Genomic DNA, 14,280 nt, shown 5'->3' with positions numbered 1-14,280 from the left:
ACCTCACACTGCTTCTACGCGCACGGCGCATTTCTTGAAATCGGTCTGCTTCGACAGTGGATCGGTCGCGTCCAGCGTGACCTTGTTGATCAACTGGCGGGCATCGAACCAGGGTACGAAAATCAGCCCCTTGGGCGGTTTGTTGCGGCCTCTGGTTTCGACGCGGGTGAGAATTTCCCCACGTCTGGATTTGATGCGCACTTCCGCACCGCGCCTCAAACCTAGAGCCTCGGCATCGTCCGGATGCATGTAGCAGAGGGCATCGGGCACGGCCTTGTAGAGTTCAGGCACGCGCTGCGTCATCGATCCGGAGTGCCAGTGCTCCAGAACCCGGCCGGTGGACAGCCAGAAGGGATACTCCTCATCCGGGCTTTCCGCGGGCGGTTCAAAGGGCAGGGCGAAGGCGACCGCCTTGCCGTCCGGTTTCCCATAGAAATCGAATGCGGCTCCCTCTTTCACATAAGGGTCGTATTTGCCGTTGTAGCGCCAGCGGGTTTCCTTGCCGTCCACCACGGGCCAACGGAGCCCGCGCACCTGGTGGTAGGTGTCGAAATCCGCCAGATCGTGGCCGTGTCCGCGGCCGAACTGGGCGTATTCCTCAAACAGGCCTTTCTGGATGTAGAAGCCGAACTCGTCGGATTCGCGGTTTTCGTAGTCTTCCGCCCGCTCGCTGTTGGGGAAGGCGTTGACGTTGCCGTTTTCGAACAGAACCTCGTACAGCGTCTTTCCCTTGTAATCGGGATTGTCGGCCAGAAGCTCGGGCGGCCAGGCCTCGTCTGTTGTGAAACGTTTGGAAAACTCAACCAGCTGCCACAGGTCGGACATGGCCCCTTCCGGTGCGTCGACGAGCTGGTGCCAGAACTGGGTGCGGCGCTCGGCGTTGCCGTAGGCACCTTCCTTTTCCACCCACATTGCGGTTGGCAGAACAAGGTCGGCGGCTTCGGCCGTCACAGTCGGGTAGGCATCGGAAACGACGATGAAGTTTTCCGGATTGCGATATCCGGGCAGGCCTTCTTCCATCATGTTCGGGGCGGCCTGCATGTTGTTGTTGACCTGCACCCAGTAGCAGTTGATTTCGCCGTCCTTGAGTTTCCGGTTCTGCAGAACGGCATGTGCACCGATCCATTCAGGAACGGTTCCTGCCGGCAGTTTCCAGATCTTTTCGGCTGTTGCCCGGTGCTCCGGATTTGAAACCACGAGGTCGGCAGGCAGACGGTGAGCGAAGGTGCCGACTTCGCGGGCGGTGCCGCAGGCAGACGGCTGGCCGGTCAGGGAGAAGGGGGAATTGCCGGGTTGGGCAATTTTACCGGTCAACAGGTGGATGTTGTAGATGAGGTTGTTCATCCACACACCGCGGGTATGCTGGTTGACGCCCATGGTCCAAAGGGACATCACCTTGGTGTCCGGATCTGCGTAAAGCTCAGCGATCTGCTGAAGCCGCTCCTTTGAAACTCCGGACTTCTCCGCGGCGAAATCCAGTGTGTAGGGTTTCACGAATTCGGCGAATTCCTCGAGAGACATCGGCTCGGAATCGCCGCTGCCGGCATTTGCTGCAGCGGCTTCAAGCGGATTTTCCGGTCGCAAGCCATAGCCGATGTCCTGTGCGCCCTTCCGGAAATTGACGTGGTTTGACACGAACTCCTCGTTCACCGCGCCGGACTGGATGATGTGGTTCGCAATATAGTTGGCGATGATCAGGTCCGTCTGGGGAACGAATACGCCGGGAATGTCCGCCAGATCGAAGCTGCGATGTTCGAAGGTAGAAAGCACGGCAACCTTGACATGGGGATGGCTGAGGCGCCGGTCGGCGATCCTGGTCCACAGGATCGGGTGCATCTCGGCCATGTTGGAGCCCCAGAGCACAAAGGCGTCGGCGTTTTCAAAGTCGTCGTAGCAACCCATGGGCTCGTCAATGCCGAAGGCACGGATGAACCCGACGACCGCAGACGCCATGCAGTGGCGAGCATTGGGGTCGATATTGTTGGATCGGAAGCCGGCCTTCATCAGTTTGGAAGCCGCATACCCCTCCCAGACTGTCCATTGGCCCGAGCCGAACATGCCGACAGCCTTCGGGCCCTTGGCCTTCAATGTTGCCTTCCATTTCTCGGCCATGATGTCGAAGGCCTCGTCCCAGGACACCGGTTCGAAGTCGCCGTCCTTGTCGAACTTACCGTTCTTCTTGCGCAGGAGCGGTGTCGTCAGCCTGTCCTTGCCGTACATGATCTTCGACAGGAAGTAGCCCTTGACGCAGTTGAGGCCCCGGTTCACCTCCGCTTCAGCGTCGCCGTGGGTTGCAACCACGCGTCCGGCCTTAGTCGCGACCATGATGGAGCAGCCGGTGCCGCAGAAGCGGCAGGCAGCCTTGGACCACTTCAGGTCGGTCAGATGCGCATGGGTAACAAGGTTCTGTGCGGCCGCAGGCACGGGGAGCCCCGCTGCCGCGGCGGCGGCCGCCACAGCCTGCGCCTTGATGACATCACGTCTGCTAATTCCGCTCATTGTGTGTCTCCTTGAAGGGAGGTCGGTGCCGCCTCGGGCGCACCGTCTGTCTGGTGGTAAACAAGGGATGCGCTCACAACGCCGGTGAGCAGCTGGATATCCGTGAGGGCCTGTACAATTTCCGCTTCGTTCGCGGTTTCCAGTGTCACGATCAGGCGTCCCTGATCATCGGAATGGGCGATCTCGGCGCCGCCGAGTGCAAGAATGTCCCGCTCGACATCGGATATCGCTTCGGTCCGCGCATGAACGAGAAGACTGGCTATGTGGACTGTTGTGCTCATGCTGTCTGGGCATCCTCTTTGGGATGGATAATGGCCAGTGCATCCTGCGGACAGACTGGGAGACAGGCTCCGCAGCCCGTGCAGGCATCTGTTTCGATGCGAAGCCGGCCAAAGGGGCGTTTGGTGAGATCTATGCGGATTGCCGAAGTGGGGCAGATATCCCGGCACACCTGGCAGGCAATGCCATGATCCTGCAGGCAACCCGGCTGAAATTCAGCCTTCATCGGCCAGGCCGGCGTGCGCTTCATGTCAAAGACGTCCTGTGCGCAGGCTTCTGCGCATTTGCCGCAGAAAGTACATTCGCCGCCGTCGAAGACAACTTCCGGCCGCCCGGTGTCGTCCGGCCTCAAGATGGATTCGGGGCAAGCTTCGCTGCAGGCGTTACAGCTTGTGCAACGTGCGGCAACCAGGGCTTCGTCCGTCCAGGGTGGGCGAAGTCTCTGGATCTCCGGTTGGCTGGGCAGTTTCAGGAATGCTCTGCGGCTGGCCGAAAAATGAGGGTCGGGAGACATGGCATCAGCCCGTCGGCGGCCCAAGGACCAGCTGTGACATCCAGATGATAAAGCCGTAGCCGCCAACAATTGCGACGGAAAGCGCCGGGGCAAGCAAAACGGCCAACAGGATGAACGCAATCCGTTCGTCCCGTTTGCTTGGAACAGTGTTGTCCGCCATAGCCTCTCCCTCAGCTTGCGGTCGATAGGGAATCAGGCACGGGATTTTGATCTTGTTGTTCGCGCCTAGTGGAAACTTAGGCACAAGAGAGAGGGTGGAGATATACGGGATACTACTTAAAATTTTGTTTCAAGAATTCGAAAGTTAATATGTTTCAATGGCTTGCGGATAAGCCTCGCTCAAGGCTGGTGGCTCTACTGCCGGGCTCAACCCTTGCCGTAAACTTCGTCGGGATCATAGACCCTCTCGGTTTCCACGCGCTCCAGACGCACAGACCCATCGTCACCTTTGATGGTTTTACGATAAAAACAAGAGCGATATCCCACATGGCAGGTTGCGCCATTGCCGGCAACCGAAACCTTCAGGACCAGGGCATCCTGGTCGCAATCGGTCAGGATTTCATGCACGGTCTGGATCTGGCCGGAGGTTTCGCCCTTCTTCCAGAAGCTCTGGCGCGAACGGCTCCAGTACCAGGCCTCGCCGGTCTCGATCGTCCGCTTCAGGGCCTCGGCGTTCATGTAGCCAACCATGAGCACTTCGCCTGACGCCACATCGGTGACGACAGCCACAATCAGGCCGTCCCGGTCAAACTTCGGCATCATCAGATCGCCGTTTTCGACCGTTGCCTTGTCGCCGCGCTCAGTCAGGTGGGTATTGCACATGGGAAGAAAGCCCTTGTCGTCTTGATAACGCAAGGGCTGAAAAGTCAGAGACCCTTGCCACGTACCAGAGACATGAATTTCGCCTGTTCGGCGGGATCGTCCTGGAATACGCCGGTAAACTGGGTGGTGATCGTGGAAACACCGGGTTTCTGGACACCGCGCATGGTCATGCACTGGTGTTCGGCTTCCAGCATCACGGCCAGGCCACGCGGGGCCAGAGCGTCGTCAATGACCGATGCGATCTGCGCAGTCAAGTTTTCCTGCGTTTGCAGACGCTTGGCGTAGATGTCGACAACACGTGCCAGTTTGGAAAGACCAACGACGCCTTCTGCCGGGTAATAGGCGATATGAGCTTCGCCGATGAAAGGCAGCATGTGGTGTTCGCAATGGGAATGGAACGGGATGCCGCGCACAAGGACGATATCCTTGTAGCCGCCAACATCTTCGAACGTCCTTGCAAGATGCTCTGCCGGATCTTCGAAGTAGCCACTGTAAAGCTGGCTCAGTGCCTTGACCACGCGCTTCGGTGTTTCCACAAGACCTTCGCGGTCCGGGTCGTCGCCGGTCCAGGCCAGAAGCGTGCGCACTGCAGCTTCCGCTTCTTCACGGCTTGGCCGATGCAACTGATCCGGTGACTTTCTTTCGAAGGTTTTTTCTACCGGCTTGAGGACAGCGTCCATGGGGATCCTCGCAATTTTACCCTTGTCACTCGTCATACGGCGCCCGCTGGTGCACAGATCAGAAGGTTCGGGCTTTTCAAGCCGCGGACCCTTATCATACTCCAGGCAAAAAGCGAACGCACAGTTTCTGAGCGGGAGGAGCCGGTTTCTAGCGTGCAAACGACATGCGAAAGACCAACTGCGACCACTCTGCCCCTTGCGAATTTGCCGTGGCGTCTGATGTATATATATGAAAGCAGTGCGCCATCAATGTGTCGCGCATCACAGGCATTCACGAAGAGGCGAGTTATGCTCGACGACATTTATAACGCGAAGATCCTTGAATTCGCCGGAAATATCCCGCGGATCGGCCGTCTCGAGCATCCGGACGCAAGCGCAAAAGCTCATTCCAAATTGTGTGGCTCCACCGTCATTGTCGACCTTTCCATGAAGGACGGCGTCGTCACGGATTTTGCTCACGACGTCAAAGCCTGCGCGCTTGGCCAGGCGTCTTCGTCAATCATGGCTCGAAATATCATCGGCGCGCGCGCAGATGAGTTGCGCGAAGTGCAACAGACCATGCGCGCCATGTTGAAGGAAGGCGGCGAGGCCCCCACAGGCCGCTTTGAAGACCTGAAGTTTCTGGAACCGGTCCGCGAATACAAGGCGCGCCATGCCTCTACGCTTCTGACATTTGATGCCGTTGTCGATGCGCTCGACCAGATCGAGGCGAAAGCCAAGGAAGACAGTGCGGTCGCGTGACCGCAGTTCTGCGTCCCATGTGTTCTCTCCATAACGAACCGCGAAAGCCGGATGGCCGATTGTCACCAATCGGATATGCAGCGATTGGGCTTATCTGGCTTTACCGCCATTCCCTGTCGCTCTTCATGGGGCGCACCTGCCGCTACGCGCCGACTTGCTCCGATTACACCGAGCAATCCATTCGCCGCTTCGGCTTTTGGGCCGGGGGGTGGGTTGGCTTGTCCCGGGTTCTTCGTTGTAATCCCTTGGGCTCCTCCGGTTTTGACCCGGTTCCCGACACCTTGCCGCCAGATGCGCACTGGTTTTTGCCCTGGCGTTACGGTCATTGGACCGGCAAGCACATACCGCCGGAACATCGTCTGGACTAATCGCTCATCCGATCTGTTGTTGACCCAACGTCAGGTTGGTGCAGCGCTTGCCTCTCATGCCAGAAGGCGGAGGGAAGAATGAGCGGACGCGACTTCCATTTCGTGATGATCAAGCCGACCCATTACGACGACGATGGTTATCCGATCCAGTGGCTTCGCTCTGCAATTCCTTCCAACACGCTCGCCAGCCTGAACGGGCTCGCAGAAGCGGCCCGCAACCGTCAGGTTCTCGGGAAGGATGTCCGCATCCATCTTCATACCTACGATGAAACCAACAAGCGGGTTCGTCCGGAAAAGATTGGCCGGGATATCCAAAAAGCAGGCGGAAAGGCCCTGATCGCGCTGGTCGGGGTTCAGTCAAACCAGTTTCCCCGGGCGACCGACCTTGCCCGCAGGTTTCTAGGTCTTGGTCTGCCGGTGGCCATCGGCGGATTTCATGTCTCCGGCTGCATATCCATGCTGGATGAAATGCCGGAAGAGATGGTTCGGTTGCAAAAGGAAGGTGTCGTCTATTTTGCCGGCGAGGCCGAGGACGGGCGGTTGGACGATGTCTTCCGAGATGCCTTTTCCGACGATCTGAAGCCGCTTTACAATTTCATGGCGGACTTGCCGTCGCTGGAGGGGGAGCCGACCCCGATCCTGCCCACTCAGCACATTCGCTTCACGGCCGGATCGCATTCCAGCTTCGATCTTGGCCGCGGTTGCCCTTTCCAGTGTTCCTTCTGCACCATCATCAACGTGCAAGGTCGCAAGAGCCGGTTTCGTTCCGCCGACGATCTGGAGCAGATCATTCGCGATAACGTTGCACAGGGGATCGACCGTTTTTTCATCACCGACGACAATTTCGCCCGCAACCGGGAATGGGAGCCGCTGTTCGACCGCTTGATCCAGCTTAGGGAGCAGGAGAGTTTCGACATCAAGTTCATCATCCAGGTGGACACGCTCTGTCACCGAATTGACGGTTTCATCGAGAAAGCGACGCGGGCAGGGGTCAACCGGGTCTTCATCGGGCTGGAAAACATCAATCCGGACAATCTCATGGCCGCAAAGAAGCGGCAGAACAAGATTACCGAATACCGGGAGATGCTGCAGAAATGGCGGACCCACGGGGCAACCACCTATGCCGGTTACATCATCGGTTTTCCGGGGGATACCAAGGAGTCGGTCCTGCATGATGTCGAGATCATCAAAAAGGAGCTTCCGCTCGATCTGCTCGAGTTCTTTTATCTGACACCGCTTCCGGGATCCGAAGATCACAAGGTGCTTTTAAGCAAAGGCATCTGGATGGATCCAGACCTCAACAAGTACGATCTCAATCACCGGGTGAGTCATCACCCGAACATGAGCGATGAGGATTGGGAGGAGGCCTATCGGCAGGCCTGGGCAAGCTACTATTCGGATGGCCACATTGAAACGGTGTTGCGCAGAGCCGCGGCGCATCGCAAGGGGCGTCCGGGCAACAAATTGTTCCTGATGATGTGGTTCAAGCTGATGGTCGAATGCGAAGGCGTTCATCCGCTTGAGGGCGGATATTTCCGCCTGAAATTCCGAACAGACCGACGCGGTGGGCTGCCGCTTGAAAATCCGCTGATGTTCTATCCGCGGTATCTTGCCGAAATCGTCGCCAAACATTGGGTCTATCTATCTGCCGTCTGGCGGGTTTACCGGATCTACCGGAGGGTAAAGGCATCGCCTGGCAGGCGGACGTATTCCGATCTTGCCATTGCCCCCATGAACCGGAGCGAAGAAGAGGATCTGGCGATGATCCGGGAAACACGCGGCGGCGCGGAAGCGGTTGCCAAACAGCTTCGCGATGCCGCGCTTTCGAAGGCCGGAAAAGACCGGGCGAAAGCAGCTTCGGCCCTATGAAGGAGAGGCCGTAGCCTTGCGCCGAAGCAGCCGCCAGCCGAAGGTCATGCCCATCGCGGCAATGATGATCGCGGCCGCTCCGACAAGCTGCAGCGGTTTCAGCTGATGGCCGAAGGCTACATAGTCGACAAGGATCGCCACCACCGGATAAATGAAGGAAAAGGCACCTTGCAGATAGGTCGGCAGCTTCTGCACGGCGCCATACATGAGGATATACATCAACCCCGTGTGAACGGTGCCAAGCGTGACAAGCGAGCCCCAGGCCATTGTACCTTCCGGCAGAGCGTTCCAGCTGACGAAGGGGGTAAGCATCAGGATGCCGACACAGACCTGTACCAGGGCGATCAGCTGTGGAGGCGTTCCCGTCAGCTTCTTGGTCAGCAGGGCTGCGACAGCCCAGAAAAAGGCTGCGCCGAGCGAGAGTGCTATGCCGAGTGCATAATTTGAACCGGCGTATTCGACAGCGCCGGGTTTTGCCTGGACGATCAGCAGGACACCGGCAAAGGCAATGACCAGCCAGCCGAGCTTGTTGACGGTGATCCGTTCTCCCAGAAACAGAATGCCGAAGCCGACCAGGATGAACGGCTGGGTATTGTAGACAGCGGTTGCCACGCCGATGGATGCCTCGGAATAGGCAGTGAAGAGCATTGCCCAGTTCACGACGATGGCAACGCCCCCTATGGCGGCAACGGCCAGTTTCTTCCAGGTCAGGTGCCGGCGGAGTAGGCCCTGGGCAGAACAGATGACAAGCAGTGCCAACGCACCGAAGGCGCAGCGCCAGAACACAACGTCGATGGCGCCCTGGCCGGAAAGGACCACGAAAAGTCCTATCGTTCCCAGAATGGTCATGGCGGCGGTCATTTCGGTGGCGCCGCGCAATGTCTTGTCCATTTTTGCCTCCAGGCGTTTCAGGATGGCCTTCATTCTGCCAAGGAGATGGATGCGCGTACTTTTGATAAATCAGCAGAAGCTGATATTGTTTTGTGAAATGTAAGCTTATCTGCCGATTGGTGTTTCGAAATGAAGATGGATGAGACGGATATCAAGATCGTTGAAGCCTTGATTGACGACGCGCGCATGTCGTTGAAAGACCTGGCCGCTCACGTGGGATTGTCGTCGCCCGGTGTTTCGGAGCGGATCCGCCGTCTGCAGGAGCGCGGCGTCATTCGCGGCTTTACCGTGGATATTGATCCGAAGGTGCTTGGATACAGTCTGCAGGCGATCGTGCGCATTCGACCGCTGCCTGGAAAGCTGCACATCGTGCAGCAACTCATTCAGGAAATTCCCGAGTTTTGCGAGTGCGACAAGGTCACGGGAGAAGACTGTTTCGTCGCCCGACTTGCCATTCCTTCCATCGATCAGCTCGACGGAATTCTGGACCGGATTTCGGACAAGGCGGAAACCAGCACCTCGATTGTCAAATCCCAGCCTATCCGCCGCCGTCCGCCGCCCTTGGCTGTGGCTGAGAAGGCCTCTTGAGGCCTGCGTTTCCGGGCCGTTAAGGCCTGAATGCAAAATGTGTTGCCGCAGCGAAAATTCTCAAAGACAGCACCTGCAAATCGGTGTATTCCGCAAAGGCCGCCGACCGGTCCGTGCAGTCTCTAAACTGCCTCAGGGCCGTCGCCAATGTTGGATGGAGACCGGGTGCGGCGCACCGGCCTTTGGGTCTTTCAAGGCACCATGGACAAGGCTTCGCCCCAGGCCGAAACCGGGGATATTCTCATTCGCACTGCCGAGCCCGGCGATCTCGCCGAGCTGTTTCGCATTGAAAACGCCGCCTTTGCCGGCGATCGCATTTCCCGGCGAAGCTTCAGGCGATTTCTGGAGAGCCCTCGCGCACGCCTTTTGGTCGCAATCGGTCCAGACGGACTGGTTGGGTACGCGCTGCTGCTCTTGCGCCAGGCAACCGCGCTGGCGCGGCTCTATTCGCTTGCTGTGGATCCGGCCTGCCGGGGACAGGGGCTTGGCGCAAAGCTGCTGGAAGCGTCCGAAGTTGCCGCTTTCGACAGCGATCGCATTGTGCTGCGGCTTGAAGTGCGTGCAGACAATGAGGCGGCCATCGCACTTTATCAGCGCAGCGGCTACCGGATGCTGGGCAGGGTAGAGGCCTATTACGAGGATGGCTGCGCAGCGTTGCGCATGGAAAAGCTGCTCCATGGTCCGGTGCTGGGCACCGGCAACGCGCCTTATTACTCGCAGACAACCGAATTCACCTGCGGCCCGGCCTGTGCACTGATGGCGGCCCGGCATTTCGACCGGTCGGTTCCGGCAGAACCCTTGACGGAACTCACCCTCTGGCGGGAGGCAACGACGATCTATCTCGCCTCCGGTCATGGTGGCTGCGGTCCCTTCGGCCTGGCCAATGCGCTTGCGCGGCGCGGGCTTTCGGTCGAGGTCAGGCTGTTTCCCGACGAACTCCTGTTTCTCAATTCGGTTCGGAACCCGGAAAAGCGCAAGGTTCTGACCCTGGTACAGGAAGGCTACCGGTCGGAAGCCGCGCAGCTTGGTGTTGCCCGTTCGGAAACCCCCTTGGAAGCAACAGCACTGGCGACCGAGATTTCAGCCGGTACGCTCGCGATCGTGCTCATTTCCGGCTACCGCATGTTCGGCCAGAAAGTTCCGCATTGGGTGCTTGTGCATGACGCGGACGATCGCCACCTCATCATTCATGACCCGTGGCTTGAGCGCGAGCGCCATGAAAGTCCGGCAGATGCTGCAAATCTTCCCATTCCCTTTGCCGAATTCGACCGCATGGCCCGCTGGGGCCGCAGCGCGGTACGTGCCCAAATCCTGATACGAAAGGACGCCTGATCCAATGTCTTCCTGGGTCATTCTGGTCGACAACCTCAAAGACCTCTCCAACACGGAAACGCCGCACAAGGTCATGACCGTGCGGGAGTATCTGACGCACCCGAAACTGTTTACCGGTGCCAAGCCGACCATTCTCAATCTGTCGCGCTCCTACGCTTACCAGGGGGCAGGCTATTACGCGTCGCTTCTGGCTGAAGCACGCCAGCACCGCGTGGTGCCGGTTGTCGAGACGATGATCGAACTGTCCCGCAAGCAACTCTATCAGCATGCCTTGCCGGAACTTGAAGACCGGCTGAACCGCTGCCTTCGCAAGATGGCACCGGAGGCTGCTGGAGCGGTCTCTCGGCTGCTGATCTATCTCGGCCAGGTTGGCGACCCTGCACTTGAACCGTTCGCGCGGCTCTTGTTCGACTGGTTCCGCGCACCTGTGCTGGAGGTTCTGCTGGAAGAGGGCGAATGGCGCAGCATCAAGCGCATCCGCGTGCTGGCGGTAAATGACCTCGAAGCGGAAGAGCGTGCGCAATTTTTGGCAGCGGTGGAAAGCTATACGACACGTCCCTGGCGGGCGCCGAAACAGCGCGCACTGATGAAATACGCGATGGCTGTTCTGTCCGATCCCAAGGAAGAGTTGCCGCCATCCTCCATCGCCTCGCTGAAGCACATGGCCAAGGTGGCGGCGCGCCACGGGGTTGAAGTCGTGCCGATCGGCAAGGGTGATCTCGACAAGCTGGCGCAGTATGATGCGCTGTTCATTCGCGAGACCACCAACATCGACAATCACACTTACCGTTTTGCCCGGCGCGCCGTGCAGGAAGGCATGCCGGTGATCGACGATCCGGTGTCGATGATCCGCTGTACCAACAAGGTCTATCTGACCGAGCTTCTGGCAAGTCATGGCATCGCGACGCCCAAGACCATCGTCCTGTCCTCCCTGAAGGAGGCGGGTGACCTGGAAGCCAAACTCGGCTCTCCGATCGTTCTGAAGATCCCTGACGGTTCCTTCAGCCGTGGCGTGTTCCGGGTGACGGGCGCCGAACCCATCAAGGAGAAGCTGAAAGAGCTTTTCCAGGAAAGCGCCATCCTGCTTGCGCAGGAATACTGCCCGACGGACTTCGACTGGCGCATCGGTGTGCTGGACGGAGAACCGCTGTTCGCCTGCCAGTATCTGATGGCCAAAAAACACTGGCAGATCGTGCGGCACGAGACCGGCAAGAAGGCCGTCGAAGGCGGGTTCAAGACAGTTTCCATGGCCGAAACACCGCCAGCAGTGATCGATATCGCGGTTCGGGCGGCGCGGCTTATCGGTGATGGTCTTTACGGCGTCGATCTGAAAGTGATCGGCGAGCGGGTGGTGGTCATCGAGATCAATGACAATCCCAATCTTGATCACGGGGTTGAGGATCTTGCCGAAAAGGACGCTGTCTGGGATCAGCTTATCCGCTGGTTCGTACGCCGCCTGGAGGCGCGCTAGGGCAACACCGCCGGCCAAATCAAGGGAAATGCTTCGGAAAAGGTTGCCGGATTAGTTTGAATCCCGTATGCCCGGCCCGTTCCATTTCCTTTGAACAGCTTACCTGCCTTGTCTGCAGGAGTGAGCAGGAGAAAACCGATGATTGAACTTACTTTCCCCGACAATTCCGTGCGCGAATACGCGGCAGGCACCACCGGTCTCGCCGTCGCCGAAGGCATTTCCAAGTCGCTGGCCAAAAAGGCCGTGGCAATGGCTCTCGACGGGGAACTGAAAGATCTCACCGACCCGATCAGCGGCAATCACCAGATCGAGATCGTCACCCGCGACGACCCGCGCGCCCTTGAACTGATCCGCCACGATGCGGCCCACGTCATGGCCGAAGCCGTGCAGGAACTGTGGCCCGGTACCCAGGTGACCATCGGTCCGGTGATCGAAAACGGCTTTTACTACGACTTCAAGCGCGTTCACCCGGACACGGGCGCCGACTGGCCGTTCACGCCGGAAGAGTTGCCGGTTATCGAAAAGAAGATGCGCGAGATCATCGGCCGCGGTGCACAGTTCACCAAGGAAGTGTGGAGCCGCGACGAAGCGAAGCGCTATTTCGCAGCCAAGGGCGAGGACTACAAGGTCGAGCTCGTTGATGCGATTCCGGAAGATCAGGAACTCAAGATCTACAAGCAGGGCCAGTGGCTGGACCTGTGCCGGGGGCCGCATATGGTCTCCACCCGGCAGATCGGCGATGCCTTCAAGCTGATGAAGGTGGCCGGCGCCTACTGGCGCGGCGACAGCAACAACGAAATGCTGACGCGCATCTACGCAACGGCCTGGCACAGCGAGAAGGAGCTCAAAGCCTACCTTCACATGCTGGAAGAAGCCGAAAAGCGCGACCACCGCAAGCTGGGCCGGGAAATGGACTTGTTCCATTTCCAGGAAGAAGGCCCGGGTGTTGTCTTCTGGCACCCGAAGGGCTGGGACATGTTCCAGAGCCTGATCGCCTACAAGCGCCGGGTTCTGAAGGACACCTACAAGGAGGTGAACGCACCGCAGGTGCTGCACACGTCGCTTTGGGAAACTTCCGGTCACTGGACCTGGTACAAGGAGAACATGTTCTCCGTGCAGTGTGCCGATCCGGAAGCCGAGGACGAGCGTGTCTTCGCGCTGAAGCCGATGAACTGCCCTGGTCACGTGCAGATCTTCAAGCACGGGCTGAAGAGCTACCGCGATCTGCCGATGCGCCTTGCCGAGTTCGGTGCGGTGCACCGCTACGAACCGTCTGGTGCACTTCATGGTCTGATGCGCGTGCGCGGCTTCACCCAGGACGATGCCCATGTGTTCTGTACCGAAGAGCAGATGGCGGATGAGTGTCTCAAGATCAACGACCTGATCCTGTCTGTGTATGAAGACTTCGGCTTCGACGAGATCGTGGTGAAACTGTCCACCCGTCCGGAAAAGCGCGTCGGCACCGACGAGGCATGGGATCATGCCGAGGCGATCATGTCCGATGTGCTGAAGCAGATCGAAGCCCAGTCGGGCGGCCGGGTTAAGACCGACATCCTGCCGGGTGAGGGTGCTTTCTACGGTCCGAAGTTCGAGTACACCTTGCGCGATGCCATCGGCCGTGAATGGCAGTGCGGCACGACGCAGGTCGACTTCAACCTGCCGGAACGCTTTGGTGCCTTCTACGTCGACAAGGACGGCGAGAAGAAGACACCGGTGATGATCCACCGCGCGATCTGCGGGTCCATGGAACGGTTCCTGGGTATCCTGATCGAGAACTTCGCCGGTCACTTCCCGCTGTGGTTTGCGCCGCTGCAGATCGTGGTGGCAACGATCACTTCGGAAGCCGACGATTACGGCCAGGAAGTGGCGGATCTGCTCAAGGCGAAAGGCCTCAAGGTCGAGACCGATTTCCGCAATGAGAAGATCAACTACAAGGTCCGCGAACACTCGCTGGCCAAGGTGCCGGTGATCATCGTGTGCGGCATGCGTGAAGCCGAGGAGCGGACCGTGAACGTTCGCCGTCTCGGTTCCAAGGACCAGACCCCGATGGGCCTCGACGAGGCGATTGCAGCGTTCGTTGAAGAAGCGACGCCGCCAGACCTGAAGTAAGGTTTTCCCTGGCATTAAGGGAAAATCTGACAGCTTGCACATTGCCCTGGCATCAGGGCAATGTGCTGTCACAATCATGAAACAGGGTGTCTGGTATTGGGTTCCGGATTTGCCACC

At 58.7% G+C, this 14,280-nt stretch carries 14 protein-coding genes; 7 read left to right on the top strand and 7 right to left on the bottom strand.

All coding sequences use genetic code 11. From position 1 onward, the window contains the following. Window positions 1-3 precede the first annotated feature (3 nt). The 6 genes from napA to folE all read right to left on the bottom strand — a co-directional run bounded on the left by napA (window position 4) and on the right by folE (window position 4,794). A complete protein-coding gene (gene napA, locus Q666_RS48635) occupies window positions 4-2,499 on the bottom strand; it encodes a periplasmic nitrate reductase subunit alpha (protein ID WP_023001085.1) in 2,496 nt (831 codons plus the stop codon). Continuing rightward, entirely contained in the window at window positions 2,496-2,780 is a 285-nt protein-coding gene (locus Q666_RS48630; RefSeq protein ID WP_023001086.1) for a chaperone NapD, read from the bottom strand. The genes napA and Q666_RS48630 overlap by 4 nt, the downstream gene beginning before the upstream one ends. Further along, a complete protein-coding gene (gene napF / locus Q666_RS48625) occupies window positions 2,777-3,292 on the bottom strand; it encodes a ferredoxin-type protein NapF (RefSeq protein ID WP_023014524.1) in 516 nt (171 codons plus the stop codon). Before napF ends, Q666_RS48630 begins: the two co-directional genes overlap by 4 nt. A 4-nt stretch (window positions 3,293-3,296) precedes the next feature. After that, window positions 3,297-3,452 (bottom strand): periplasmic nitrate reductase, NapE protein, encoded by a 156-nt coding sequence (gene napE, locus Q666_RS48620; protein ID WP_023001088.1) that lies wholly within the window; start codon window positions 3,450-3,452, stop codon window positions 3,297-3,299. Between the two features lie 206 nt (window positions 3,453-3,658). Then, window positions 3,659-4,114, bottom strand: coding sequence for a phosphoribosyl-AMP cyclohydrolase (gene hisI, locus Q666_RS48615; RefSeq protein WP_031269315.1), 456 nt, complete (start codon window positions 4,112-4,114; stop codon window positions 3,659-3,661). Window positions 4,115-4,158: 44 nt separating this feature from the next. Next, the gene (gene folE, locus Q666_RS48610) at window positions 4,159-4,794 is read right to left on the bottom strand and encodes a GTP cyclohydrolase I FolE (RefSeq protein ID WP_023001090.1); all 636 of its coding nucleotides are present in this window, start codon (window positions 4,792-4,794) and stop codon (window positions 4,159-4,161) included. A gap of 288 nt (window positions 4,795-5,082) precedes the next feature. On the opposite strand from folE, the gene Q666_RS48605 reads away from it, so the two are divergent. The 3 genes from Q666_RS48605 to Q666_RS48600 all read left to right on the top strand — a co-directional run bounded on the left by Q666_RS48605 (window position 5,083) and on the right by Q666_RS48600 (window position 7,772). After that, window positions 5,083-5,535, top strand: a complete 453-nt coding sequence (locus Q666_RS48605) for an iron-sulfur cluster assembly scaffold protein (RefSeq protein WP_023001091.1) — start codon at window positions 5,083-5,085, stop codon at window positions 5,533-5,535. 17 nt (window positions 5,536-5,552) lie between these two features. Beyond that, window positions 5,553-5,903 (top strand): membrane protein insertion efficiency factor YidD, encoded by a 351-nt coding sequence (gene yidD, locus Q666_RS65535; protein WP_081713268.1) that lies wholly within the window; start codon window positions 5,553-5,555, stop codon window positions 5,901-5,903. A gap of 78 nt (window positions 5,904-5,981) precedes the next feature. Further along, complete coding sequence (locus tag Q666_RS48600; protein ID WP_023001092.1) at window positions 5,982-7,772, top strand: radical SAM protein; 1,791 nt, start codon at window positions 5,982-5,984, stop codon at window positions 7,770-7,772. On the opposite strand, the gene Q666_RS48595 is transcribed toward Q666_RS48600, so the two are convergent. After that, the gene (locus Q666_RS48595) at window positions 7,767-8,663 is read right to left on the bottom strand and encodes a DMT family transporter (protein ID WP_031269317.1); all 897 of its coding nucleotides are present in this window, start codon (window positions 8,661-8,663) and stop codon (window positions 7,767-7,769) included. The genes Q666_RS48600 and Q666_RS48595 overlap by 6 nt on opposite strands. 135 nt (window positions 8,664-8,798) lie before the next feature. On the opposite strand from Q666_RS48595, the gene Q666_RS48590 reads away from it, so the two are divergent. The 4 genes from Q666_RS48590 to thrS all read left to right on the top strand — a co-directional run bounded on the left by Q666_RS48590 (window position 8,799) and on the right by thrS (window position 14,163). Continuing rightward, a complete protein-coding gene (locus tag Q666_RS48590; protein ID WP_031269318.1) occupies window positions 8,799-9,251 on the top strand; it encodes an Lrp/AsnC family transcriptional regulator in 453 nt (150 codons plus the stop codon). 147 nt (window positions 9,252-9,398) lie between these two features. Next, entirely contained in the window at window positions 9,399-10,583 is a 1,185-nt protein-coding gene (locus tag Q666_RS48585; RefSeq protein ID WP_023001095.1) for a GNAT family N-acetyltransferase/peptidase C39 family protein, read from the top strand. A gap of 4 nt (window positions 10,584-10,587) precedes the next feature. After that, window positions 10,588-12,054, top strand: coding sequence for a RimK family protein (locus Q666_RS48580; protein WP_023001096.1), 1,467 nt, complete (start codon window positions 10,588-10,590; stop codon window positions 12,052-12,054). Between the two features lie 138 nt (window positions 12,055-12,192). Then, window positions 12,193-14,163: a threonine--tRNA ligase gene (gene thrS / locus Q666_RS48575; protein ID WP_023001097.1), complete on the top strand. Its 1,971-nt coding sequence runs from the start codon at window positions 12,193-12,195 to the stop codon at window positions 14,161-14,163. Window positions 14,164-14,280: the final 117 nt, after the last annotated feature.

The sequence above is a fragment of the Labrenzia sp. C1B70 genome (genome assembly GCF_000475395.1).
Lineage (GTDB): Bacteria > Pseudomonadota > Alphaproteobacteria > Rhizobiales > Stappiaceae > Roseibium > Roseibium algicola.
Note: the sequence above shows the minus strand (reverse complement) of the source record. Positions and strands in the feature narration are given on the sequence as shown.

Coding starts and splice junctions, on each gene's coding strand:
- Q666_RS48580 (WP_023001096.1), top strand. CDS start 10,588: ATGTCTTCCTGGGTCATTCTGGTCGACAACCTCAAAGACCTCTCCAAC.
- Q666_RS48590 (WP_031269318.1), top strand. CDS start 8,799: ATGGATGAGACGGATATCAAGATCGTTGAAGCCTTGATTGACGACGCG.
- Q666_RS48605 (WP_023001091.1), top strand. CDS start 5,083: ATGCTCGACGACATTTATAACGCGAAGATCCTTGAATTCGCCGGAAAT.
- folE (WP_023001090.1), bottom strand. CDS start 4,794: ATGGACGCTGTCCTCAAGCCGGTAGAAAAAACCTTCGAAAGAAAGTCA.
- Q666_RS48630 (WP_023001086.1), bottom strand. CDS start 2,780: ATGAGCACAACAGTCCACATAGCCAGTCTTCTCGTTCATGCGCGGACC.
- Q666_RS48585 (WP_023001095.1), top strand. CDS start 9,399: ATGTTGGATGGAGACCGGGTGCGGCGCACCGGCCTTTGGGTCTTTCAA.
- hisI (WP_031269315.1), bottom strand. CDS start 4,114: ATGTGCAATACCCACCTGACTGAGCGCGGCGACAAGGCAACGGTCGAA.
- thrS (WP_023001097.1), top strand. CDS start 12,193: ATGATTGAACTTACTTTCCCCGACAATTCCGTGCGCGAATACGCGGCA.
- napE (WP_023001088.1), bottom strand. CDS start 3,452: ATGGCGGACAACACTGTTCCAAGCAAACGGGACGAACGGATTGCGTTC.
- Q666_RS48600 (WP_023001092.1), top strand. CDS start 5,982: ATGAGCGGACGCGACTTCCATTTCGTGATGATCAAGCCGACCCATTAC.
- napF (WP_023014524.1), bottom strand. CDS start 3,292: ATGTCTCCCGACCCTCATTTTTCGGCCAGCCGCAGAGCATTCCTGAAA.
- Q666_RS48595 (WP_031269317.1), bottom strand. CDS start 8,663: ATGGACAAGACATTGCGCGGCGCCACCGAAATGACCGCCGCCATGACC.
- yidD (WP_081713268.1), top strand. CDS start 5,553: ATGTGTTCTCTCCATAACGAACCGCGAAAGCCGGATGGCCGATTGTCA.
- napA (WP_023001085.1), bottom strand. CDS start 2,499: ATGAGCGGAATTAGCAGACGTGATGTCATCAAGGCGCAGGCTGTGGCG.